Genomic DNA, 23,684 nt, shown 5'->3' with positions numbered 1-23,684 from the left:
GACTTATTGTAAAAGCTTCGGAAGAAGTGCCCGATTTTAAGGTAAAGAGCTGACAACCGTATTTATTGCTGTGCTCAACTATAAGTTGCTATCAAGTCAGTTATTCTATGCACAAATAGAAGAATAAAAATTAAATTGTACTATATAAAAATGGAAATTGAAAGTTCATTAAAAACGAAATGGCAAAGAATTAAATGTAAAATCAACGCTCTCTTAGGTTTCTATAGAAAAACTATCCATATTATATATCTATAAACATTTATAATTAGACATATGATATACGGATACATTAGAGTAAGCAGTGATAAGCAGACAGTAGAAAACCAACGTTTTGAAATCAAGAATTTCTGCGACAATCAAAACATAAAAATTGATGGTTGGATAGAGGAAACCATTAGTGGAACAAAAGCCTACAACAAACGTGAACTCGGAAAATTGCTCAATAAGGTACAGAAAGATGATTTAATTATCTGCGCTGAATTGTCCAGATTGGGTCGTAATCTCTTTATGATAATGGAAATTCTGAATATTTGCATGAGCAAGGAATGTAGGGTTTGGACTATCAAAGACAACTATAAGTTAGGAGAGGACATTCAAAGTAAAGTGTTGGCTTTTGCTTTTGGACTGTCAGCAGAGATTGAACGTAACCTTATTAGCCAACGAACAAAAGAAGCCTTAGCACGAAAGAAAATAGAAGGGGTAATATTAGGACGTCCTAAAGGGAAAAAGACTGCTCCAGAAAAGTACAAACTCCACGATAAGAGAATTCTCATACAAGAACTATTGAAAGCTGAAGTTTCACAACGCAAAATCGCTAAAATTTGTAAAGTGGATAGAAATACGCTCGCTCGATTTATTAAGACTTTTATGGTAGAAGTATAAGGAGCGATTTCGTGCAACAACAAGGCGTGAAGTGTAACTTTGCAGATTCTATCCCGTGGGTGATATTGTCTCCCATTGAACAGAGCATCAAACAGAAGATTGAGTCTGTGGGAATACCCTTGAAGGATTGGAACATCCAAATCAACTACGGGATAAAAACTGGTTTCAATGATGCTTTTATCATATCTACCGAAAAGCGTGATGAGATACTAGCGAATTGTCAAACAGAAGATGAACGTCAAAAAACGGCTGAACTTATACGACCGATTCTTCGTGGCAGGGATATCAAGAGATATGAATATGAATGGGCGGACTTGTGGATTATAGCAACATTTCCTTCGCGGCATTATGATATAGAAAGTTATCCTGCGGTGAAAAATTATCTTCTGTCAATTGGCATAGAGCGTTTGGAACAAACAGGAGAAACTTATATTATTAATGGCAAAAAAATAAAAGCCCGAAAGAAAACTAGTAACGAGTGGTTTGAAACACAAGATAGCATCAGTTATTGGGAGGATTTTTCTAAGCCAAAAATTATATGGGGAGAAATATCTGATAAATCAAAATTTGCTTTCGACTTTTTTGGAGAATATATACCAGAAGCAACTTCTTTTTACATGAAAGGCGAGTGTATTGAATACCTTTTATCTGCTTTAAATTCGTCCGTGTCTGAATGGTTGTTTTCTAAAGTAGGGACAACTACAGGAGTAGGGACAATTAGATGGAAAAAGTATACCATAGAACAGCTTATTGTTGCTAAGCTATCTACCGAACAACTAAATACTCATCTTGCTGCTTTCAATGATTTGAAAGTAGGCAAGATGAGTATTACGGATTTTGAATGTTTTAGCAATAAGTTGATGTATGATGTTTATAAACTTACCTCGGATGAAATTCAATATATTGAAAACCAGCAAACTGTTTAAATAGACTTTCGGAGTGAAGAAACAAATGAATGTAGAAAATTAGTTTCTTCACTCGTGAATCCATATATCATTGAAACCAAACCCTCTATTTTAGAGTCAATAAATGGTAGATTGATATTTTTATTTATTATACTGTTTGCAAGTTCTGCTAATTCAATGAGTTCTATTTTATTGGCATCATAAAAAGGTATAGGGAAAGTCGCTATATTTTGACCTCCAACTTGAACATCTCCAACGCCAGTTTTATTCATATTAGTCACATAGCTATACCATGTTATAGCTTGTGAATTCAATACTGCCAACAGATAATCCAAATGATCGCCTGTCATAATATAACAGGCATTGTTCATTACATAATTGTTGGCATCATATGCAAAAGCCATTTGATTTCCGATTATTTTCCATACAATTTTTGGCTTAGAAAAATCCTCCCAATACTTGGCCCCCCAACGTTGCATAGCATACCACTCATATCGAATTCCTGTCTCTGCTTTGTTTCGTTTAGAAAGTGGTTCTTTATATTCCAACATATGGTTATATACAGCAGGATATTGTTCTTTAAACGCTTTTTCTGCCTTTTCAGAAGCACCAGTTATAGATTCATCAAATTGGTATGGGAAATGCCAAGGGATATATATTAGCCATTGCCCTGCCCAGTCATATCCATACCTCTTTATATCTCTGCCACGAAGAATCGGTCGTATAAGTTCAGCCGTTTTTTGACGCTCGCCTTCTGTCTGGCAATTCGCCAATATCTCATTACGCTTTTCGGTAGATATGATAAACGCATCGTTATACCCAGTAAGGACTCCACGATAAATGTTTATATCCCAATCTTTGAGTGGTGTACCAATAGATTCAATCTTATGCCTGATACATTGTTCAATTGGCGACAATATTACCCAGCTGTTACTATCGGAGAAATCGCAAATGGTATGCTCTTGCTGCACGAAATCGCTCAAATTATTCAAGCCATTCGCATCTTGTACCAAACAAGCTTGTGTGTTAAAAATATTTGCTGCTTTTTGAGATAAAAGAATATTTGCTTCTACTGTTATTGCATCGAATATTTTTATGCCTGCAAAATCTACCAACATAATAGGATTGGTCTTGCTTGCGAAATAACCTCGCAAGGCTTCACCATACCCTGCACGCATCCATTTATTAGACGTGATATAGCAAAGAAAACCATTGGGAGTAAGCAGGTTCATACCCAACTCATAGAAGAGGCAGTAAATATCACCAGTGCGTGCATAAGTTATGTAGCCCATGCATTCTAATACATCGGCACTCTTACCCATAGATTGTAACTGAATGTAAGGTGGATTGCCAATGATACAGTCAAATCCCAAGAAGTTGCCTTCGGCATCGAGTACTTCTGGAAATTCTATACGCCATTCGAATGCACCAAGATAAATTTTGTTGGAGCGTATTTCCTCAAATATATTTTCTAATGTCGCAATTTCTTTCTTTAAATCGGCAATGCGCTTGTCCGACGCTTTCTTTTCCTTTTTTGTCGGTTCAAACAGTTGAGGCGCTTGTAAGTTTGCCAACTCAGAGCGGCGTTTGTTCAATCTAACCAATCGTGCATCCCGGCGGTTGATCTCTGTTTTCAATTTCGACTTGATTTCTGTTATAAACGTTTCCAAATCCTGCTTTTCGCTTTTACTTTGGGCATTTTTATATTTAGCTACAGCTTCCTTATATTGGCTGATGCTGATACTAGACTCTCGCAGTACGGTCTGAATACTGTCTGTCAAAGCGAATCGGTGAAGCAAAGAATTTCCACATTTGATGTTAATGTCGATATTTGGTAAGGTTTCTAAATAAGTGTAATTACTTTCAGCCGTATAGTAAGCATTCTTCAACAATTCAATCCACAGTCGTAGGCGGCAAATCTTCACAGAATTGGGGTTAATATCAACGCCAAATAAACAGTTCTCAATAATTTGACGCTTCTCCTTGAAAAGAGTTTCCTGCATGCGCCGACTTTCCGCATTGAGTGGGTTGTAAGCAAATAAATTACCTTCGGCATCGGTCACAATCAGCTCGTCATTTTCAATGGCAAGTTGATAGTCCGCTTTGCGGACACGCTTACCGGTAGCATCTACCAAAATACCCAATTCATATTTCAAGAGTATCAGTTCATTGAGAGCAGACACAAGAAAGTGACCCGAACCAACAGCTGGATCACACAGCCGCAAACTGTTAATTAGTTCATTAGCTTCGACTATATTGTAGATATGGTTGTATAGATCTATACGGGTGGTACAATTCCAGCCATAATAACCATTAAACTTTTGCAACACGGTCTTGGTGATTGCTTCACGGCACATGAACATAGTGATAAAGCCTGGAGTGAATACCGAACCATCCTTGTGACCATTTATTTTCTCGAATATAAGCCCTAAAACAGAAGCATTGATGAGTGTTTTAGCCTCTTCTTGCACTTCTTCACTGCCTTCGTTCGCAAAGTTATAAGCATCGAGAAAAGCAAACAAATATTGCAGGGTGGGTAATGCGTTGACTTGTAGATTGCGTTTTTTATTCCGTAATACGCTACTCGCCAAAACTGGAAGTACCGTACGTTGTGAAAGGCTGTTTATCTTAATTGTTTTACTTTCCAAATCTGTCACCTCGAAAAGAGAACTGTTAAGATAGGGAACGTAAGCAAAATCACGCATAATGGAGTGTGTGCGGCTGCTCATGTCACGTGCAAGCACTTGGAAAAAGAGTGTGTTGAGATCATCATAGTCATGAATCTTAGTTATTGAAAGAAATTTATAGATTGCATCTCCATTGTGGTATTTCAACATCTGAGCCTCCAACAGTTTCAAGAAAAGGATGCGATTCATCCAAGTAATACACAATTCCATTGCAACATTGAATAACCGTTCCTCATAATCATTCCCATACAAACTACCATTTATGTGACGCAAACAATCTTCTGCATCCAGTTGGTTAATAGTATTCTCTAGTAATGAAGCCTCGTCACGCCGTTCCACAGCTTTGCGTACAATCACGGTTTTATTATTCTCTTTGCGTTCCTCAATACCAATAATGTGTAGCAGCTCAGTGTAGAATCCACGGTTGAGCGAATTGCTGTCATTTTGGAACGATAGCTTCAAAAGATGTGTATCGCTGAATATCTTATAAAGTTCGATAAGTTTGCGTGAAGCGCTACCGTCTGTTCTATCAAGTAGGTGTTGATAGTCTTGTAAGTTAAAGTAAGTGTATTCAAGGCTATCTTTCACCTCCTCAATATAGGTTGTTGCAATTTCAGTATAGAAGAAATCGGTTTTGTTACTAGTTTTGCGTCCATCCACAAAGTCTTGAAACTCACGACGTAATTGTTTGTTGTGATAGAATTTGCGTTCAAACTCATGGGCATCAAAAATAAAGAATTCATGAATATTAGTAGCGATGAGATATTTAATATCATTGTTCTTCTTATTGACACGTTCTTTAAGATAGTATAGCAATAATTCCTGCAAAGCCTTACGATTAAGATTGTCATTAGAAATCATCTCACCTTTGTTGGTGGTACTCTTTACTTCAATCAATAACCCTATATTGGACTTGATAGTTTTATCCAATCGGATAGCCAAATCAATATCTTCTTCGGGAGCCATGTAGTATGGCTTGTAGAACGTTTCACTCAGAAAATTACGTAAATGTTCTTTTTGCGTGTGTTCTCTTTGCCCATCCACAATATTGTCTCTCAATGTGCGAAGGGCATTTTTGAATAAGTCAAAATCTGTTGTTTCAATCGCAACCTGTCTATATGCTTTGTTCAGAGCTTGATTCGGTTTGAGTAGTCCCATAATGTTTGGTAAATAAGTTAATAAAATACAAAGGTAGCCTAAAAACTTGATAATAAAGAATGAACGTATTGGTTTAACGAAAGTTTGTTCTACTGCCAGCCATTATCAACAGACAATAGCAGACAGTAGATTTGACATGATTCTACTTATTATATTGTAATAGTCAGTCAAAATAATCTTTTCACATCCGGATCTATCACAGGTTGGATAAGTTGTTAACCTGAAGGTAACCGGTCTGATGGTATAGGAACAAAAAGAAGTCTGTAATCATGGCATTTACTCGGGTTAGAGAAGCCACATCTTTTTATTGCCGGACTTCCGGCATTGTTTCATCCATGTGCGAAAAGGAGTTTTTTCTTTCATCGCAACGTTTCTTTCACATACCCAAAGGGGGTCGTGAATCCAGACCCGCTTCAGTTTTCTTTTTCCTCCCCATATGACACAAAACGACTATCCATGACTATTCCTGCCGGTCGTGCTTGCTTCTCATGTTTTCCTTAATATTCTTCCTTCCGAGGTTATTCCGATGTGACGGTGATGGAGAGCCCTCGTATCCACGTAGGCCAGACCGGTCAGCGAGGGAAGATGAACACCCTGCGCGCCAGTTCCATCATCAGGTCGGGCATCGGGATTTACGTCATCCGTTTCTGTTCACTGCGGCTGATATGCTTTAATTTAGGTGCTTCTTTCTTCTCGTATGCCATATCTTTTATCGGGTTGGGCCACAATACTTTCCTGTCTACAGCGATATATATGAGCCGGTTGGGCCAGCACAGGCAATGATTCATGTGCCCGTTCCTGCGTCTCAACTCCTTCTTGAGAAAGATCTTGAACGATTCGGCGAACTCCCCGGTGATGTCTGAAAAGGTGATGCCCTTCGTTTCGCGGGATTCGATGAACTGCCTGAGATTGAGCTGTGTGGTTTTCGACTGGCGGTAGGTGGAGTTAATCTCCTTGGAGCGGATCCTAAGACGTTCTCGTTCCACCTCTCCGGCTTACAGGAGGTATTCCGACACGGAATTGGCATCTGATACAGTGATCTTGAGCAGTTCGACCGTAACCACTCCCTGGTTCCTCTGCAGGTTCCCATATGCCTCTTCCTGTCGGTTACGAAGGGTGGTAAGGCGGGTGTTTTCTTTGACCGTTGAAAAAATCCGTTTCCGTGAAAAAAGAAAATGGATTCAAGATAAAAACTATTTAAACCAAGAAACTTTATCGGGGAAATTTTTCCTGTATAAATTTGCTAACATCAAGAATATCAACTACTTTTGTAGCTGAAGAGTTATTTGAGGTTATGCAGAAAAACGCAAGCAAGCGATGGATTTTCGTCACCCAATCGTTACCTGTCTGTTTTCTATGCTCCGCTTATCTTTTGAAACTCAAAAAGTTAAAGAGAACTACGCTATTTTTCTTAAACAAGAAAGAAAGTGTGCATTTTGACACACCTTCTTTCTTGTTTTTCTTATTCGTTTGAGTGATCCGCTTGGGATTCTCCTTGTAGAGTTACCACGCTGATATTTACAACTTTATATTTTTAGCTTCAAGCATATCCCATGAATTATCCCACTAATTTGCTACGTTCTTTTGCGATAGTTTGCTCATGGAGAATACTGAGGGCAAAGATAGTTGTTTCTTCTTGAATTTGCAAAATGTAAATGCAAATTGGATTTTGTATTACTCTATTTGAACTTCTTTAAAATAACATATTATTGCTTTTATTGTTATAATTACGATGTGTTTACCCCTTTCTAATTTGAAGTGAATTACGCATATTAGAAGGCGTTTTTATGGTTACTAGTTTTTTTATATCTGCCCTTTTTTAAAGTCTCGAATTGTAGCCATCACCTCCACCACAGGAGCTATATTCCTTTTGCCTACAGGAATGAATGGTTCGTCATCAGGTTCCATAGCTACTATTGCTGTATCATTTAATCCTATTTCCCAAGCATTTCTGAACTCGACATTAGTAAACTTGAATGCATCGTTAAAATTTTCCGGCATTACGATATTCTTGTTGCTATCAAGTTGAAAAGCTGAAAGCCAGCAACCGCCAAATCGTTTGAAAAGCTGTTCAAAGGTGTCAATATTCCAATTATTGTTGGGTGTCATAGTGTGCTTGCGACACATAGAGGCAAAGTAATGACCTTCTTTAAGATCGTCTATTTTTACATCTGGTGCTACACATACTCTATACCATGCTGGATGTTGCTTATCTATACCCCGAATGAGGTAAATGATTATGGAACGTTCTCCCTGTGCTAATTTAACACCCCATTCAGTAATAATTTGCTTTCCACTGTCTAAGTTTTCAAAAGAGAGCCCAAATATTGGAGGCATAGTTCCTTGTTGATCAAACACGAATCCACAACCGTTCCAACCTGCACCTTCCCATATATTCATATCTGTATTAGTACTATGAAAAGATATGTTTTGTTGTTTTTCATTACGATAGTTCTTCGGTTTGTGTTCGAATGAGTCTCTATTTAATGGGTACACTTTGTCCGATTCCTTTTGCCAATCCTCTATCTTGTTTTTGAATGTATTACCAAGAACATTAAAAATTGACTGCTTTACATGTAGCAAGTTACTTACCCTATCCATAAGCTTCTCACCATCTTGTTTGCTCTGGAGAAGATACTCCAGATCTTCTTTTGACATAGAGTTTCTACTGAAAAATGACGCTATAAACATTGAAATACATTCCCACAAATCCTTGTCACTATACTTTATATTGATACAGAGTTGGTATTCATTTGACTTAGTTAGTTGTCTTAACTCAGACTTACCTTCTGTGGGTGTGATTTCAATATACACTTCTGGGGTAATTGTCAACACTTCAAAGATTTCCATTGTTGCCAGCATTGACTCAATTGCTCCCAAGAATATTTCTGCAACAATTTGATTCTGACAATTATTTTCGTAATTAATATGCAATGTACAATTGTTTGCCGTTGTTTGTAGCCTTGCCTGCCCATGGGTGGAAATATTCAAATCGGAAAGAAACTGTTTAAATACAGGTTGATTGAGCATCTTGTCTTGCCACCCATCTTTAGCAAATATATTTCTCACATTTTCATCCAATTCATCTGCATACCCCAGTATAAACTTTAAGTATTCTGACGATTGAAACATGTTAGCTCTTTCTAATATCGCAGGTAATGAACCTATTACAAGGTCTTTCAAATTAGATGCCGCAAATCGGCATGCCCAAGCACCATCATGAAGTATGTTTGTTTCATTGTAATGTGTGTCTTCTGCAAACTGACCATTCTGCGAAACTACCATCATTAGTTCATGCCAATTCAAGTACATGACCAATCGTCCCAGCATCAATTCTATTTCGCAAAGTTTCTGCAAGACAGTTAGGAGAAGATGAGGAACATCACCTGAGATGTAAAAAGTTTTAAGTAGCATGGACGTTGCTTTGACCAAATAAGCTTCTGCACTATAAGGTAAACCTATGTCATATAATGCAATGCCCATCATGCCGGAAATTTTGATTAATTCTTCTATACACTCTTCTCTTTCAAAAGGACGTATGCAGAAACTAAAGTGGCGGATGGCTTGCTTCAACTTTCCCTTATCCATTAAAGCAAGAGCACGATCCATTTCTATCCGTGCTGCTGCTTGTTCTGAGTGTGATTTTCTTAGGACTAACGTAAGTTCATCTACAAGATCCTCATATTTTGAGTTATCATCAATCACTTTGTTTAAATTAGTTATTATTTGGTATTGGGCTTCAAAACTGATTTCTATATGATATGGAGCTTCTAACAATAATGGTTTGAGAATATCAATATCTTCATCTATTGACTCTTTGGACAATAAGTGGCTGATCAATCTTTGTTCTGCAATATAAATACGCACATATAAGAAACAAGATGGCTTATCGCTTTGCTGTTCTAAAGCATTGCATAGCTCTTTTATATAAGTTGTTTCTAGTTGTACCTTATCTGATTCAATTAAGCCTGCACGATCCGCATTAATTAAATTAGTCAATATATTTGTTAATTTCTCTATACGGATAACAGTACAGTTATCACTTATGAACTCTTTGAGTTTCATAAAATCCAAATACATCGCATCAATATCTTCAAACCAGAAGAAACTTGTCCAAGCATGATCATAGATGATATTAAACTGTTGTTGAGTGGTACCATGATGCTCACATTCACGCAAAGCTCTATTGAAGCGCCCTTCTGTTTCAGTACGTGGACGCTCCAAACCTCTGCTGAGGATACAAGTTTCTTGCAATTCATCTATATAACCTGTGTCAACTCCATCTATTGTACGCAATATACCCTTTTCAATTTCATCAAGCCGTTCTTGTCTCTTCTTGTCTAATTCTCCGACTATCTCTTGTTTCTTTCTGTATTCTTCCGAAAAATTCAAACATGTTAAAGCTACATCTATACAACCATGATTAAAGACTGCATTTGTACACCAGAGAGCATCGAAAATAGAAACTTCAACACCATACTTCTCCGACAAATCCTTCTCTACGTCAGCCCGTGTACTTGACTTGATGAATTGATTGGAAAAGAATAAAGCTCGTGTATATTCACGGTTAGTGTTAGCAATCTTTTCAATATCGCCTGTTACTTTCGGTTTCCATTGCTTTTTACAACTGATAGCAAAAGCCCATTTTTCTTTCCCCGATGCACCACCATTAGCCACATACCATTTGTCAGAAATATCAGATGATACTTCGTAGGTTTCAGCATCCACCTTACCATCACCACCGCCATCGGGCCCTGTCTGAGGTTTGATATTGGGTGTAATCAGTCGTTCGGCACATTTCACGATAAAGTTTTCAAATTCACTCTGCATCTTTTTGGTGGAAAGTATTTCGAGCTGTTTGTCAAATAATTCTCTTGTCAGAGGGATCTCATAAACTATCTTCGAGTCCGAGAATTTTTGAGGTCTTAACTCGCGATAATATGCCACAAAATCGTGAACAGTTACAGACGTTTTAATTTCTTGCTCCATTGTATTGTATTTTAGCTTCTATTGGTGGTAAAATCTCCTTATTTCCTATCTTTGGTGTCGATTAAATCTTTTGGATTGAATTGTAAAATCTCCGCAATCTGAAAAAGCGTCTCCAAACTTGGCTGCTTTTGGTTGCAAGCATAAGCATTCACAATCTTGAAGCTTTTGCCTAATTTTTCAGCAAGCCACGTTTGTTTGATTTCTTTTTCGCTAAGAACATCTTTGATTCTATTCATACTTCGTGGATTTGATTTTTCGTTAAAGATAGGAATTTTTTGGGGATGTTTTTAAGGACTATTTATGTTTTGCTTTAATAACTTAGGAAAACAGTGATGAAATATATTTTGAGTTGAAGTTTAGACCCTATTCAAATCATATTTTTTCTTTCTTTGCTTCGTCCCGCAACCTCACGATGGTAGAAGTTATTCTCGCACCGTTGGTTATTCCCGTGGGCTTTCGCCCTACAAACGGCCGGAAAGCCAAGAGCGGGAAATAACTTCGGGAACAATCGCACTACTGCCTGAATCCCCGTTTGGGTTTCTTCTTTTTTCTTTTCATGGGAGCTTTCTCATCCTCTTTGTTGGCTACATCAGGAGTAAACAAACCCAAAACAGAGGATAGGCCTAAATCTGGCATATTAATATTAGATTGTTTATTTTCCGACTGTTGCAATGTTGGTATGTCCGGCTGTATCGCTGTCCCAACATTTAGCTGATTAGCTGGCTGTACTTTCGTCTCATTAATTTGCCGTTCCTGCATTTTAAGTTGCTCGGAGATACTGCCGTTCTTCATCGTGTTGCAGTATTCAAAGGTTTCAGTTAGTTGGCGTTGGTAGCTGAATAGTTTATCAAATCCTTGCTCTAGTTGTTGGAACAGGTTCTTTCTGTCAAAACCTCCCTTAACTGTCCCTTTCGTGGTGTTCTTATGGTTGGTAAGCGGAGATAGTTTCTTTTTGTTAGTCTGGTCTTTCCGGCTGACAATCAAGTGACAGTGCATATTCAGCTCATTGTCCGACCTGTCCCGACTAAAATGTATCTTCCCATAAAACTTAATATCCTCCGCCGATAATCCTTTGTTGAAGTTCTTCGCATATTCCGGAATAACCACTTTCCGGATATACCGTTTCATAGCTTCGGCTTGTTCCTGCTCGGTATTTCCCATTAGCCGAAGTTCCTTTTCCGATGGGCTTACATGGATAGCATAAAACTTGGCATCCGTTTTTAATAGCTGACCGATATTACTGTCTATATTTTTTATAACCTTTGATTTATAGATATTGTCATCAGTCAGATTGAAAAAGCCTTCGGTATAGATGCCTTTTTCCATTCGTTCTAAATCCTCATGTTCCATATAATTTGCTAGCTGTCGGCAACTTCCTGAATTATTATATGTTCCGTTTGATGGCGGGGCAAAATCTATGTGCATAACTCTATGTGTTTATCGGATTACCGATTTCAGTTTTTAGGTTCTCTTTCCTTTTGCTATCCATCACACCACAAGCAGAAAGTTCTGAATAGAGTTGTATCAGGTGAAGTAACTTTTTATAATCCCGTTGGTGTATCTGGTAGAGTGCGTTTATTTGTTTCGATTGATTATTTATAACATCAGCATGATTACAGAACTGTTCACTTAACTTTTTGAGTACGGCTTTGTGTTTCTCCTGACTAGCTTCCAGTTGAGAGAGAATAAGAGCTTCTAAAGTTTTGCCGATAGTATCGAAACGTAAAGCGATTGAATTTGTAACCCGTATCATGGGATTCAGCTGTTCTTCCTCATAGTGGTGAATGAAGCGGATAATATCATTCTGCCTTTTATTTATTTTCGCCAGTTCTGATTTAACGGATTCAGGTGCTTCGGATGGGTTGATATGTGCCTTATCTATATACCCGAACGCCAACTTTACAACTTCGCTCTTTTTCAGGGAATAGCGTTTGCATATCTTCTCTACCAAAGCTGCCGTTTCCTTGTCTATGGAAATGGTAGTGAATATTGTTTTTCGATTGCTGTTTGGCATGGTAATTGCTTTTTTATAGAAATATGAATAGATAAATACCTGATAATAAGCATTACAAAGAAAATGCTTATTATAGGTGTCATTACAGCGTGTTCTTGTAACACGCTAAAGCCGAAGGCTTTACCCCGCAGGGCAAGAGGGAAGAACAGGACTTGTCTAGTTCCCTCTTGCTTCATTTAGCGAAATGAGCCGAGCCACAGGGCGAGGCGGTTTCTGCTAAATGGGGAGCGATGGTGCTACATCAGGTGTGTGCCATTACTCACCCTGTTTTGCAGTGCTTTGCTTATCAAGTTGATTTTCTTTTTTGAACCGTTCGTAGGTCTTACAATCAGCATTTTCTTGAATAAATGTCCGGATGTCAGCAGCCCGATAGTAGGTCTTATGACTTATCATAAAGTAAGGAAGTTTGCCACTTGCCCGATACCGTTGCAGGGTTCGGAAAGATACTTTCAACAGAAAAGCTAAATCCTGATTATCGAGTATCTTATCATTCTCGTCCAGTATATTGTTGGTATTGATAAGGGATTTCAGGTCTTGCCCAATTTCGGAGAGCTTTTTTGATAGCCGTTCCATCCACTTGTCGAAGTTTTCATTGTCTATATACATTTTGCTTCATTTTTTAGTTGAACATTAAATTTTTCAATCGATTGATGAAGCAAAGGTCGGCAAATCGGTGTAGGTTAGTTAGGGGAATACCACTGGTACTCCCCTACAAATAACTGCTATCTTGCTGATAAACAGAATAGAATATTTTTCGTTTTTATGGCTGGTAATAACCCTCGTCTTTACTTTTTTGAATGATGGCAGATTTTAGCCTGTCCAAAAACTCTGTTATTTTAATCGGCTTGCGTTTGATTACAGCTTCTTCTTTCTTGTAAATATCCCCCAAATTAACGTTGAACATCTTTTCAAAGATACGTGTAACATCTATCAGGTGTAACGCCTTATTGTCGATACGCAGAAGCCCATCCATTAGATAGAAAAATCCACAAGCCAGCTCCATTATGTCAATAAGTTTTATCACGTCCGAGTTTGTACAGATAGGTGATTTCCATTCCGATTCTATGTTGATAAAGAATTTGGGATATTCCATTTGACGGTAAAGTAAATCTTGTTCTTTTTCTATTAGGGTTATCAATTTATTTAGAAAAACTATTTTTTGTTTATTGTTTTCGGTAGGTGTAGACTCTTCAAATGCTTTTATTGTGGCAAATTCTATATAAGTTATGTTTAACTTACGAATAATTTCTTTATTGTCTTTGGTGTTACCAATATAAGCGAACAACTCTTCCACAAACTCTAAGTATGCAGAAGTCATATTTTCAACTACCGATTTATCAATTTGATATGGGTGTTTCAATAGTTGATAGATGCGTTGTTCTGTTAGCTCCCAATCTGGCATTGTTGTCGCATTATATTATTAGTAAATGGCGGTAATATTTTAGAGTAACACACTCCTCATTATTGGCAGTACGTAGCGTTCCGCGTTCTAAAATGTAGTTTTCAAGTTGAAGTAAATCTAATCTTGAGATATGATATTTATTAATAATGCCTGTATTAGTATTTATTTCTTATCTATATTTTTCAGGATTGATTTTATTATTACCTTATGAAATGGTCTGATAACAAAGAAATATAATCGTCCGAACCAGTTATTGTACTTCACAACAGTGGTAATGCGAAGTTCCTGTTTGCCATCTCGATATTCTCCACACCACATTGAAACGTTAAAATTCAGATGCTTGTCGGGCATTCCCCATATAATTTCATTAGCACTCCTTTCACACACAGAATCGGAAAAGCGACTTGTAGTGTCTAATCCTAAAGGTTTCACTATTTTGTTTCTCAGCTTTAACAACCAATCTATCCATGCAGGAAATCGGTTGAATGCCATATCAAAGAAAGCATCAGGTGTAATGTTTTTATTTACTACAACCTCTTTTGAGAAAGAATCCAAATAATCAGCAGGGAGATAATTATTAATTAAACTGCTGTTATGTATTTTAGCCTCGTTCATATTATCTACATTTTAGATTTAACACCGATATAAATGTGGGCGATACCATTTGATAATGATATAGATATACAACTATCAAAACCATTATTTAGCAATAATTCGGTAAATTCATGCTCTCGATTAAACTCTACGATTGATTCGGGAAGATACTTATATGCCTTGTCGTCATTTGATATTACTTGACCTATTAATGGTAGAATATGTTTTGAGTAAATGCGATATAGTACATTGAATACTTTATGCTTAGGTGTCGAAAACTCCATAATAAATAGACTTCCACCCTCTTTCAAAATCCGGTGGCATTCCGATAACCCATTAACTATATTTTCAAAATTTCTTATTCCAAATGAAATTGTAATGATATCAAAAGTATTACTGGAGAGCGACAAATTTTCAGCGTCCTCACATAAAAGTCTTATGTTGGGTTTAATGCTAAAACGCTCAATTTTCTGCTGTGCAACTTTCAGCATTTCTTCCGACAAGTCAATTCCAACTATTTGGGAAGTTGGAATTTTTTTCGCCATGCTTATGGCTACATCACCCGTTCCAGTAGCTATATCAACAATGTTAGTAGGTTTTCTTTCGGCAACAAGTTCCACTAAACGTTTCCTCCAAAGCCTATCTATATTGAACGATAGAATGTGACATATCCTATCATAGTAAGGAGCAATGTTATTAAACATCCTTCGGATCTGAATCCTTTTTGATTCCTCTTTGTTATATGGCTTCATCTGACACCGTTGATTTGAAGTTTTTGGCAATAGAACATATAAAGTTGTTCCAAATCCTTTTTATTTATATCAGGATATAACTGCTGAATTCCGACAAAAATTGCATATTCTAAAACAGAAGTATTTTTAGATTCCTCTTCCGACATACCTAACTGTACTCTCAATTTAGTTGAATAGTCAATCCGCAAATCATCAACTTGCTGGATATACTTTTTTACAATTTGATTAGAAAAGCTCCAAGCTCGTATCACCTGTTCACTTTTATGTGATCTATTAATCACGACACTACCAATAAATTCCATTCGTTCTTTTGCAGTTGCTAATTTATCTGCATCTTCAATTATTTGAACAGTATTTTGGTTTAACCAATATTTCATCAGAGCTTCAATGTACCCATCAATGTTCTTGAAGTGGTGATAAAATGCACCTTTAGTAATCTCCAATCGAGTACATAAGTTGTCTATTGTGATTCTTGCGAATCCATCCTTTTCCAAGATATCAAGACCAACTACAAACCATTGTTTTTTATCTACTTTATTCATAATCCATAAACCATACCATATAGTATGGTTTGCAAAAGTAATTACTTTTGTTGAAAGAACAATAGTATTTCTGAGTTTTGTTTCTCGACTTGAATTAAAGATGTCTTTTGATTCTGATATTCTGTTTCTTACTAATGATGTCATTGTATAAGCTCCCGTCAAACTCTTTATATCGAACATCTTTATAGATTGCAACTAATTTTTTGCTATAAGCCTGAATCATCGCATTAGATTTTTGGGATAAGTTGGTCGCTAAGATTCCGCTTCCCAATATGCCCGGATTACTGATTACTGTATCTTTTTTTATGACGTTCATAATCAATTCAGAACACGTATAATCCTTAATGCCTGCCTTGCTTAACTTCTCCGATACATATTTATTGAGTACCTGTTTGTCGTTAATCGTCATAAATCCATACCACAGCAAACACTTCATTCCCAATTTGGTGGCACTGGTTAATACATCAAGATAAGTATGTCCGTTGTTATTGCGTTTATCTATTTCATAAGGATCGATATGTAAAAACGTAGCTTTGGGAAGTGATGGCAATATTTTTAATACGCCATCAACCGAATCACAATTAAAGGTTCTAATTGGTGGTGTGACGGCTTGGTGTCTTGCAAATGTTTCGATATTCTCCAATGCCTCCTTTTCCAGATCAAAGAATAAATGCCCCTTAATATCATTATTCAATACTTTCATGGCTAATGCTGGAGAACCTAAATAGTTTCCATTTGCCATACTTTCATTCTCCAATTGATAATAAAGGGAATTTTTCAATATGTCATCTTCGTTCGCTTCGTTTAGGAAATGATAAATACCATATTCTTGTTCGGGAGTATGTGCCATTGCATAGATGGCACACGCTGAATTTGTTTCTACATATATCTGCGGTTTCTCTATTTGAAGAACCTCGCAGAGAACAAGATGTTTGAGAACATCAGGTTGTTTGCCGAAGTGAGTGTAAGTTTCCATAATCATTCTGTTTATCATTATGGCGGCAATATTAAGCAGTAGAAAGCAATAAAGGCTTGACGAAAGTCAAGACCTTTATTTTTGCTGTTGTTTTTTGCGGATTCTGCTTAGGGTTTCAGGAGTTACACCGAGAAAAAGTGCTATTTCTTTTAGGGATATTCGTTCTTGTAAATCGGGGCATCGTTTCATTAATGCCTGATAACGTTGTTCGGGAGTATCACAATAGAATCTTAATAATCGTTGGTATATCTCGGCAAACATGGTTTCGGCAATTCGTCTGCCTAAACGTTGTGTTTCCATATCTGTTTCCCAAAATTGGTTGAGTTCGTTTAATGGGAGCAAATAGACCTCGCAGTCAGTTGTTGCCTTTATGCTAACTGTTGCACTTGTTCTATAAATTAAAGAGGGATAATCACATACGAAATCATTCTCAAAACTGTAGCCTACAATCCATTCGTTGCCGTTTGTGTCTATGCGAGTAAGGCGAAATGTACCTGATGTAACATAGCCTATATGATTCGTCTTATTGTTTTGACGAACCATATAGTCATTTCTCCTAAATGTTTTAAGTGTTCCATTCTCAAGAAAGAGTTTTTCTAACCTTGTGACATTTACACCTTCATTCGCATTAAATTTACTCATTTCAAATACTTTATAATTGCGAAGATACGAATAATAATAGCTGTATTGAATAATCTGGCACTAAAAATCATGCCGTAATGTCTTGTATCTCATATATAGTGCCAATAAGAACAACATCCTACCACTTCCAGACAGTATTGAAAACGGCTCTTGATTCTTCTTTCATTTGCTGATGAAAATAGAATCAACACGTTTTATAAACCATTTAAAATTAAAAGTATGGAAGTAGTAACCATTGAAAAGAGAACCTTTTCGTATGTCTGCGAACGGTTCACTGAGTTTGCCAAACGAATAGAAGGTTTGTGCAGCACTCATACGCAGAATGTCGAAAACTGGCTGGATAGTCAGGAAGTATGCCTGTTGTTAGGTTTTAGTAAACGAACGCTGCAATATTACCGAAGTAGTGGACGACTGGCTTATTCTCAAATCGGTAGCAAGATTTATTATAAGTCTTCCGATATTGAAAGAATTATTGCGGACAGTGAAACACAAAATCAATCACCTAAACAAATCATGCCTTATGATAAGAACTAAAGAAGATTACCCGTCCTTCAACCTGTTTTCCATTGTCGGCACATGGGAAAGCGTTAATCTGAATCCTACGGTTATCATCTACCGGAATGATAAAGAGTATCTCTTATCTATTATATATGTATCGGAAACCACAAAACAGGCTTTGCCCGCTACGTATGAGATACAGCAAGATGGTAGCCGGTATTTTATTGTCACTGCATCCAAACGGCTCTATATAGATTATGATTCGGTAAAAGATATACTTAGCATTTCATCGCTGGGTGATTATCTGCGTAACTAGCCAGCTATCTAGCTATCTTGAAATCAATATTTCAATAAAACAATCTTTCAATCATGGAACTAATAAATAAAGATACCCCGCAAGTTAAAGAGTTTATTTCTTCGCTTGATTCGATGCTGAACGGTATTGAATCTATAGTCAAGCATTACAAGCCCCACCTGAATGGGGAACGCTTTCTTTCTAATAATGAAGTTTCCAAGAAACTGAATGTCAGTTTGCGAACCCTACAAGAGTGGAGAGATACAGGTCTAATCCCCTTTATCCAGATAAAAGGTAAAATCATCTACCGTCAGAGTGATATTGATAAACTGCTCCAAAGGCACTATTTTGAAAGTTGGAAAGAGTAACCTGCCAAGCCCCAAAACTTACTATAAAAGAAAAGGATTGAGGAAATGAAATTCATTCTTCCCAATCCTTTTTCTATATTGCCTATTACCTTTATTATATAGTTAATTCTGATAAACAGCTATTTACTTTTTGCATATCCTTGAAAATATTTTGATCCAATACCCTTGCATAGTGTTTTGTTACGCTTGTATCTGCATGACCTAACATCTTAGCAACATTCTCCATACTTACGCCATTTGCAAGGCAAATGCTTGTAGCATAGCTATGACGGGCGGTATGTGTGCTAAGATTTTTATGAATTCCGCACACATCGGCAATCTCCTTCAAATAACTGTTCATGCGTTGATTACACAATACAGGTAAAAGTTTTCCGGTACATTCTGCCACATTTTTATACTTTTCAAGTATAGAAGCTGCCATAGGTAGCACAGGAATGTTACACATAATTTTGGTCTTTTGGCGGTTCTTCCTTATCCAAAGTTCCCCTTTGTTGTCTTTTACCAAGTGTTCGGGTGATAAATCTTTCACATCGCTGAACGCCAAACCGGTAAAAATGCAAAAAACAAAAACGTCCCGTACCTGTTCTACTCGTTTAATCGTGAATTCTTTGGTAATAATGATCTTAATCTTGTCCATCGTCAGGAACTCAGGATCAGTTTCTTCCAGTTTGAAGCGGTAGTAAGCAAACGGATCTTTCTTTATCCAGTCGTTTTCCAGAGCAATGCGGATAATCTTCTTCAAGTTCTTTAGTCGGGTGATAGCAGAGTTCTGCGCACAACCTTTTTCAATCTTCAAGAAAGCATCGAACTTAGAAATGAAGTTGGCTTCCAAGTTGTTCAGAGCAATATCCGATAGCTGATATTCTTTCTTAATAAATTCCTCTAAATATCGGGTAGTGGTTTCATACCGTTGAACGGTCTTACTAACGAAGTCTTTGCCGATCAGCTTACGGCTTTGTTCGTTATGCTCCTTGAATACCTGCAATAGCGTTTTGTTATCTTCATCCACACCATAAAACAACTTTCTCACAAGATCAACAGTGATAACCTTGCCGGAAGTTTCCAGTTCTCTATAAATTTGGTGTACGTGGGAACGGGTGATTTCTAAGTAGTGGTTAAGTTCCACCGACATGCGGTCTTTGCCTTTTGAATTTTCTTTTGCCTGATTCCATAGGTTTACGGGACAGCTTCTTTTGATAGAAATATCTACCATACAGCCGTTTACGGTGATTCTCATACACATAGGTGCTTCTCCGTTCTTTAATAATTTGCCTTTCTTGATGAAGAACAATACAGAAAATGATTTTCGAGCCATTTTTACATCGTTTTTAAAGTTACAAAACTATGTATTCTCTTCCAAAGTAAGTCTATGCAAAAGGTTATGAATCAGCGAGAAAGGTGCAAATTAGTGGGACTTTTTTGAACTAAATTTGGCTCAGCGGAAATATCTGGTTGGTAAGTTTTAAAATTAGCTATCTTTGCTTACCTTTGTTTTATGAAACCCGCACAACTCCTTCGTGCCATCCTTCCGGATGTGCTTATAGACAACTTTGATATTGTCAATTTCGACAAGAGTGCTGACCGTTTTGATATTTATCTTGATGAAAAAAAAGTTCAACTAAAAGAAGATAAGATCAATCCGGATATCATATCCTATGGTTTTGGTGAGTATCGTACAATCCAAGACTATCCTATTCGTGGTCGCGCCACTTATCTCCATGTTCGTAAACGTAAATGGCTTGACAAATCTTCCAATGAAATCTTCAGTTATGACTGGGATTTATCCGAATTTGACGGTACACGGCTCAATTCTGAGTTCGTCTCTTTTTTAAAAGAAGGAGATTGAATCTACTCCTGTGAGCATCAGTGTGCTTGCGGAACGTTATGGCGTAAAAGGGCAGACTCTTCGTAAACAATACAAGGAGAAAATCAGTGATTACCGGAACTGGGATCAGCTCGAACATGCGCATGACTATCTCCTTTATCCTGAAAATATTGGAGAAAAGCTTTCTTTGGATGAAACTTGCCTGAGCAATGGAGATGTTTATACGATTCTGACCAATAAAGCAGCTAAAGGTCGTAAGGGTGCTTTAGTTGCAATAGTTCGTGGAGTGGCCACAGATGCGGTAAGCGGAATCTTGCGCAGGCTTCCGCACCGGAAACGGCTGTCTGTCAAGACTGTCACTACAGATTTATCTTCAGCCATGATGCTGACAGTCAGAAAGGTGTTTCCTGCCGCAAAGCTGATCAATGACCGTTTTCATGTACAGCAGCTCATGTCTGAAGCTGTTGACCAGTTAAGAATACGCTATCGGTGGAAAGTACTTGATGCGGAAAATCAGGCTATCAGGGAGCATCGCCAAAAGAAGAAAGAAACAAAGAGTAAGGCGGAAAGGGAAAGAATAGGGAAATGGGAACCTGAAAGAATGGAGAACGGAGAAACCCTGTCACAGATAGTAAGCAGAAGCAAGCACATTATACTGAAACACTGGAGCAAATGGAATGAACAGCAAAAGACCAGGGCTGCCATTCTCTTTGATAAATTCCCCAAGCTTCTGGAAGGATACAGCCTTAGCATGAAACTGACAGACATCTTCAACAAGAAGTCAGGTCTCGATGAAGCAAGGCTAAATCTCGCAAGATGGTACAATGAAGTGGAAAAGTTTGACTATATGGAGTTCAACAAGGTACTTGATACGTTTTCAAACCATAGTACGACCATCATAAATTATTTTGAAGAACGATTGACAAATGCTTCAGCGGAGTCGTTCAATGCTAAAATCAAAGCTTTTCGAAGCCAGTTAAGAGGGGTGGCTGATCTGAAATTCTTCATGTTCAGACTGGCTAGGCTATACGCTTAAAAGAAAGCTTGCCAACCGGGGAAATCCGCTGACCCCTAAATTTTAGTCCCACGATTTATCCACCGATAATATGCTTGACCCTATTTAAGCATATAATTTAGCAAGTCTATATAAGAAATCAAGCAGCTATCTTTTTAGATAACTGCTTGATTTTCAAGTGATCCGCTTGGGGCTCGAACCCAAGACCCCAACATTAAAAGTGTTGTGCTCTACCTGCTGAGCTAGCGAATCAATCCTTATTGCTGTTAAGCGGGTGCAAAGATATGGATTTTATATTTAATATGCAAGACTTATAACGAAAAAAAGTTTGCATTATTTTAGTTGTTTATTTCTTTTGCTTGATTATCAGCTGATTCTGTCTTATGAATATTTTCTCTGTTGATAATGAAACGTTGATAGTAGGAGAGCATCAGCGTTGTGAGCGGTAGTGCGATAATCATTCCCAACATTCCCATTAATGAACCCCATATGGAAAGTGATAATAGAATGATAGCAGGATTTAGTCCGGTAATTTTCCCCATAACACGTGGCACGATGAATCCGTCTTGGATAGTTTGCACTACAATGAATACTGCCATGGCTGAGGCGATGATTATCCAAAAATTATCGCCTGTGTCGGAGGCTTTCAGGATTGCTAGTATGATAGTAGGAACCAAACCGATGATTTGAAGATAAGGCACCATATTCAATGCCCCGATGAACAAACCGAGACCTATGGCTAATGGGAAGTCTATGATAAGAAAGCCTATGCTGAATAAAATGCCGACACATAAGGCTACGAATGCCTGTCCGCGGAAGTATCTGTTCATACCTACTTTTACGTCATTGAGTATGCCTACCACGAAAGAACGGTATTTCATAGGCACGAGATGCGTCCAACCTTCTGCGATGCTTTCGTAGTCTAATAAAATGAAGATAACGTATAGTAAGATAATGAATATGGTGAATACGCTGAATAATAAGTCAACGGAGTCCGATAATAAAGACCATAGGCGGGGAACTGCTTCTTTGAGCGCATCCAACAGGTTCTCTTTATTGAATAGTTCGGTTATAAATTTAACATCGATATTATCTCGTAAAAAATCGGAAAGAGAGGTGGGCACATTACTATTATATGTTCCGTGCGAAAAGTATTGGACCAATAAAGTCTGTACTCTGCCGCATTCTTGTATCATAGGGGGCACTAACAGATAAAAAGCTCCGGCACCCACAATCAGAAGTGTGAGTAATGCGCAGAATATGGAAACAATCCTATTTCTTAATTTTAGCTTGTATTGGAAAAATGTGACCAAAGGATATACCAGATAGGCAATAAGCCAAGCGATAAAGAAAGGTAATAGAACGCTGCTTAAACGCTTCAAAAGCATTAATATGCCGATAATGATAACTCCTAAAATGACACCGCGGATAAAACTGTCGAATGTAATCTTTTTACGTTCCATAGAATCCTGTATTAAATTTATTAATCGCTTGCTGTTTGCTGGTCTTCCTTTATCGCCCGTAAATAACACTCTCGGCACAAGGGTTCGTATTCGGCTGTTTCACCCAACAGAACTTGTTTGTCATTTTTTACAGTACGATGAGAGAATGAAGCAAGCTGTCCGCATTTTACACAAATGGCATGCACCTTGGAAACTTCATCTGCAATGGCGCACAGCCCCGGCATGGGGCCGAAAGGATTACCGCGGAAATCCATATCCAATCCGGCTACTATTACACGTATACCATTGTTGGCAAGCTGGTTGCATACATCAATCAGACCTTCGTCAAAGAATTGCGCTTCGTCGATGCCTACTACATCTATTTCGGAGGTGAATAGCAGTATGCTTGCCGATGAGTCTATCGGTGTAGAGGATATGATGTTGCTGTCATGCGATACGACATCTGCTTCTGAGTAACGCGTGTCTATTGCCGGCTTATATATTTCTACACGTTGCTTGGCAAATTTGGCACGTTTCAAACGGCGTATCAGTTCCTCTGTCTTGCCGGAGAACATGGATCCGCATATAACTTCAATTCTTCCTCTACGTTTGGTTTCTTGTATGTGGTCTTCCGAAAATAATACCATATCTTTGAGTGTTATATTCAGTCGCAAAAGTAATGATTTTGTTCGCTTCCG

At 37.7% G+C, this 23,684-nt stretch carries 22 protein-coding genes, 1 tRNA gene and 1 pseudogene; 7 read left to right on the top strand and 17 right to left on the bottom strand.

The window, feature by feature from the left end; translation table 11 throughout:
* The first annotated feature begins 273 nt into the window (after positions 1-273).
* Positions 274-882 carry a master DNA invertase Mpi family serine-type recombinase gene (locus NQ565_RS01040; RefSeq protein ID WP_005652924.1) on the top strand — a complete coding sequence of 203 codons (609 nt, stop codon included), beginning with the start codon at positions 274-276 and terminating at the stop codon, positions 880-882.
* Between the two features lie 11 nt (positions 883-893).
* Complete coding sequence (locus tag NQ565_RS01035) at positions 894-1,808, top strand: TaqI-like C-terminal specificity domain-containing protein (RefSeq protein ID WP_259830522.1); 915 nt, start codon at positions 894-896, stop codon at positions 1,806-1,808.
* Here NQ565_RS01035 and NQ565_RS01030 read toward each other — a convergent pair.
* From NQ565_RS01030 to NQ565_RS00970, 13 genes and pseudogenes are all read right to left on the bottom strand, one after another.
* Entirely contained in the window at positions 1,805-5,632 is a 3,828-nt protein-coding gene (locus tag NQ565_RS01030) for a type IIG restriction enzyme/methyltransferase (RefSeq protein ID WP_259830520.1), read from the bottom strand. The genes NQ565_RS01035 and NQ565_RS01030 overlap by 4 nt on opposite strands.
* Before the next feature lie 504 nt (positions 5,633-6,136).
* Positions 6,137-6,777: pseudogene (locus NQ565_RS01025) on the bottom strand (phage integrase SAM-like domain-containing protein); the annotation flags it as partial.
* A 658-nt stretch (positions 6,778-7,435) separates the two neighbouring features.
* On the bottom strand, positions 7,436-10,621 hold the full coding sequence (locus NQ565_RS01020) for a hypothetical protein (RefSeq protein ID WP_005652933.1): 3,186 nt from the start codon (positions 10,619-10,621) through the stop codon (positions 7,436-7,438).
* Between the two features lie 38 nt (positions 10,622-10,659).
* Entirely contained in the window at positions 10,660-10,857 is a 198-nt protein-coding gene (locus tag NQ565_RS01015) for a helix-turn-helix domain-containing protein (RefSeq protein ID WP_005652935.1), read from the bottom strand.
* Positions 10,858-11,134: 277 nt separating this feature from the next.
* Positions 11,135-12,046, bottom strand: a complete 912-nt coding sequence (locus NQ565_RS01010; protein WP_040315574.1) for a DUF5712 family protein — start codon at positions 12,044-12,046, stop codon at positions 11,135-11,137.
* Between the two features lie 4 nt (positions 12,047-12,050).
* A complete protein-coding gene (locus NQ565_RS01005) occupies positions 12,051-12,635 on the bottom strand; it encodes a BfmA/BtgA family mobilization protein (RefSeq protein ID WP_005652940.1) in 585 nt (194 codons plus the stop codon).
* A 255-nt stretch (positions 12,636-12,890) separates the two neighbouring features.
* Positions 12,891-13,241 (bottom strand): helix-turn-helix domain-containing protein, encoded by a 351-nt coding sequence (locus NQ565_RS01000; RefSeq protein WP_005652941.1) that lies wholly within the window; start codon positions 13,239-13,241, stop codon positions 12,891-12,893.
* Between the two features lie 154 nt (positions 13,242-13,395).
* Positions 13,396-14,037, bottom strand: a complete 642-nt coding sequence (locus NQ565_RS00995; protein WP_005652943.1) for an RteC domain-containing protein — start codon at positions 14,035-14,037, stop codon at positions 13,396-13,398.
* A gap of 162 nt (positions 14,038-14,199) precedes the next feature.
* On the bottom strand, positions 14,200-14,652 hold the full coding sequence (locus NQ565_RS00990) for a DUF2867 domain-containing protein (RefSeq protein WP_005652948.1): 453 nt from the start codon (positions 14,650-14,652) through the stop codon (positions 14,200-14,202).
* Between the two features lie 5 nt (positions 14,653-14,657).
* Positions 14,658-15,383: a bifunctional demethylmenaquinone methyltransferase/2-methoxy-6-polyprenyl-1,4-benzoquinol methylase UbiE gene (gene ubiE / locus NQ565_RS00985; RefSeq protein WP_005652950.1), complete on the bottom strand. Its 726-nt coding sequence runs from the start codon at positions 15,381-15,383 to the stop codon at positions 14,658-14,660.
* Positions 15,380-15,925 carry a TetR/AcrR family transcriptional regulator gene (locus tag NQ565_RS00980; RefSeq protein WP_005652952.1) on the bottom strand — a complete coding sequence of 182 codons (546 nt, stop codon included), beginning with the start codon at positions 15,923-15,925 and terminating at the stop codon, positions 15,380-15,382. Before NQ565_RS00980 ends, ubiE begins: the two co-directional genes overlap by 4 nt.
* Positions 15,926-16,019: 94 nt before the next feature.
* Entirely contained in the window at positions 16,020-16,901 is an 882-nt protein-coding gene (locus tag NQ565_RS00975; RefSeq protein WP_040315576.1) for a 23S rRNA (adenine(2030)-N(6))-methyltransferase RlmJ, read from the bottom strand.
* A gap of 75 nt (positions 16,902-16,976) precedes the next feature.
* Entirely contained in the window at positions 16,977-17,543 is a 567-nt protein-coding gene (locus NQ565_RS00970) for a Crp/Fnr family transcriptional regulator (RefSeq protein ID WP_005652956.1), read from the bottom strand.
* A 219-nt stretch (positions 17,544-17,762) separates the two neighbouring features.
* Here NQ565_RS00970 and NQ565_RS00965 point away from each other — a divergent pair, with 219 nt between their 5' ends.
* Genes NQ565_RS00965 through NQ565_RS00955 form a run of 3 tightly spaced genes read left to right on the top strand, consistent with a single transcriptional unit; the run spans position 17,763 to position 18,704 of the window.
* The gene (locus tag NQ565_RS00965; RefSeq protein ID WP_040315575.1) at positions 17,763-18,077 is read left to right on the top strand and encodes a helix-turn-helix domain-containing protein; all 315 of its coding nucleotides are present in this window, start codon (positions 17,763-17,765) and stop codon (positions 18,075-18,077) included.
* Positions 18,064-18,357 (top strand): DUF3876 domain-containing protein, encoded by a 294-nt coding sequence (locus tag NQ565_RS00960; protein ID WP_005652964.1) that lies wholly within the window; start codon positions 18,064-18,066, stop codon positions 18,355-18,357. Before NQ565_RS00965 ends, NQ565_RS00960 begins: the two co-directional genes overlap by 14 nt.
* Before the next feature lie 53 nt (positions 18,358-18,410).
* Positions 18,411-18,704: a helix-turn-helix domain-containing protein gene (locus NQ565_RS00955; RefSeq protein WP_005652967.1), complete on the top strand. Its 294-nt coding sequence runs from the start codon at positions 18,411-18,413 to the stop codon at positions 18,702-18,704.
* 94 nt (positions 18,705-18,798) lie between these two features.
* Here the strand turns inward: NQ565_RS00955 and NQ565_RS00950 are convergent, their stop codons facing one another.
* Positions 18,799-20,019 carry a site-specific integrase gene (locus tag NQ565_RS00950; RefSeq protein WP_005652969.1) on the bottom strand — a complete coding sequence of 407 codons (1,221 nt, stop codon included), beginning with the start codon at positions 20,017-20,019 and terminating at the stop codon, positions 18,799-18,801.
* A gap of 180 nt (positions 20,020-20,199) precedes the next feature.
* Between NQ565_RS00950 and NQ565_RS00945 the strand changes: the two genes are divergently transcribed.
* The gene (locus tag NQ565_RS00945) at positions 20,200-20,550 is read left to right on the top strand and encodes an ISAon1 family transposase N-terminal region protein (protein WP_005652161.1); all 351 of its coding nucleotides are present in this window, start codon (positions 20,200-20,202) and stop codon (positions 20,548-20,550) included.
* A gap of 10 nt (positions 20,551-20,560) precedes the next feature.
* On the top strand, positions 20,561-21,565 hold the full coding sequence (locus NQ565_RS00940) for an ISAon1 family transposase (protein WP_040315496.1): 1,005 nt from the start codon (positions 20,561-20,563) through the stop codon (positions 21,563-21,565).
* Positions 21,566-21,723: 158 nt separating this feature from the next.
* Here NQ565_RS00940 and NQ565_RS00935 read toward each other — a convergent pair.
* From NQ565_RS00935 to NQ565_RS00925, 3 genes are all read right to left on the bottom strand, one after another.
* Positions 21,724-21,796: transfer RNA gene (locus NQ565_RS00935), tRNA-Lys, on the bottom strand.
* 86 nt (positions 21,797-21,882) lie between these two features.
* Positions 21,883-23,007 (bottom strand): AI-2E family transporter, encoded by a 1,125-nt coding sequence (locus tag NQ565_RS00930; protein WP_005652972.1) that lies wholly within the window; start codon positions 23,005-23,007, stop codon positions 21,883-21,885.
* Between the two features lie 20 nt (positions 23,008-23,027).
* The gene (locus NQ565_RS00925; RefSeq protein ID WP_005652974.1) at positions 23,028-23,633 is read right to left on the bottom strand and encodes a thymidine kinase; all 606 of its coding nucleotides are present in this window, start codon (positions 23,631-23,633) and stop codon (positions 23,028-23,030) included.
* Positions 23,634-23,684 lie beyond the last annotated feature (51 nt).

The sequence above is a fragment of the Bacteroides stercoris ATCC 43183 genome (assembly GCF_025147325.1).
GTDB classification, from domain to species: domain Bacteria; phylum Bacteroidota; class Bacteroidia; order Bacteroidales; family Bacteroidaceae; genus Bacteroides; species Bacteroides stercoris.
The sequence above is the reverse complement of the archived record's forward strand: the minus strand, read 5'-3'. Positions and strand labels throughout refer to the sequence as shown.

Coding starts and splice junctions, on each gene's coding strand:
- NQ565_RS01030 (WP_259830520.1), bottom strand. CDS start 5,632: ATGGGACTACTCAAACCGAATCAAGCTCTGAACAAAGCATATAGACAG.
- NQ565_RS00930 (WP_005652972.1), bottom strand. CDS start 23,007: ATGGAACGTAAAAAGATTACATTCGACAGTTTTATCCGCGGTGTCATT.
- ubiE (WP_005652950.1), bottom strand. CDS start 15,383: ATGAAGCCATATAACAAAGAGGAATCAAAAAGGATTCAGATCCGAAGG.
- NQ565_RS00960 (WP_005652964.1), top strand. CDS start 18,064: ATGATAAGAACTAAAGAAGATTACCCGTCCTTCAACCTGTTTTCCATT.
- NQ565_RS01005 (WP_005652940.1), bottom strand. CDS start 12,635: ATGCCAAACAGCAATCGAAAAACAATATTCACTACCATTTCCATAGAC.
- NQ565_RS01000 (WP_005652941.1), bottom strand. CDS start 13,241: ATGTATATAGACAATGAAAACTTCGACAAGTGGATGGAACGGCTATCA.
- NQ565_RS00970 (WP_005652956.1), bottom strand. CDS start 17,543: ATGAGTAAATTTAATGCGAATGAAGGTGTAAATGTCACAAGGTTAGAA.
- NQ565_RS00950 (WP_005652969.1), bottom strand. CDS start 20,019: ATGGCTCGAAAATCATTTTCTGTATTGTTCTTCATCAAGAAAGGCAAA.
- NQ565_RS00925 (WP_005652974.1), bottom strand. CDS start 23,633: ATGGTATTATTTTCGGAAGACCACATACAAGAAACCAAACGTAGAGGA.
- NQ565_RS01020 (WP_005652933.1), bottom strand. CDS start 10,621: ATGGAGCAAGAAATTAAAACGTCTGTAACTGTTCACGATTTTGTGGCA.
- NQ565_RS01040 (WP_005652924.1), top strand. CDS start 274: ATGATATACGGATACATTAGAGTAAGCAGTGATAAGCAGACAGTAGAA.
- NQ565_RS00990 (WP_005652948.1), bottom strand. CDS start 14,652: ATGAACGAGGCTAAAATACATAACAGCAGTTTAATTAATAATTATCTC.
- NQ565_RS00980 (WP_005652952.1), bottom strand. CDS start 15,925: ATGAATAAAGTAGATAAAAAACAATGGTTTGTAGTTGGTCTTGATATC.
- NQ565_RS00975 (WP_040315576.1), bottom strand. CDS start 16,901: ATGGAAACTTACACTCACTTCGGCAAACAACCTGATGTTCTCAAACAT.
- NQ565_RS01010 (WP_040315574.1), bottom strand. CDS start 12,046: ATGCACATAGATTTTGCCCCGCCATCAAACGGAACATATAATAATTCA.
- NQ565_RS01015 (WP_005652935.1), bottom strand. CDS start 10,857: ATGAATAGAATCAAAGATGTTCTTAGCGAAAAAGAAATCAAACAAACG.
- NQ565_RS00945 (WP_005652161.1), top strand. CDS start 20,200: ATGAAACCCGCACAACTCCTTCGTGCCATCCTTCCGGATGTGCTTATA.
- NQ565_RS00965 (WP_040315575.1), top strand. CDS start 17,763: ATGGAAGTAGTAACCATTGAAAAGAGAACCTTTTCGTATGTCTGCGAA.
- NQ565_RS00995 (WP_005652943.1), bottom strand. CDS start 14,037: ATGCCAGATTGGGAGCTAACAGAACAACGCATCTATCAACTATTGAAA.
- NQ565_RS00955 (WP_005652967.1), top strand. CDS start 18,411: ATGGAACTAATAAATAAAGATACCCCGCAAGTTAAAGAGTTTATTTCT.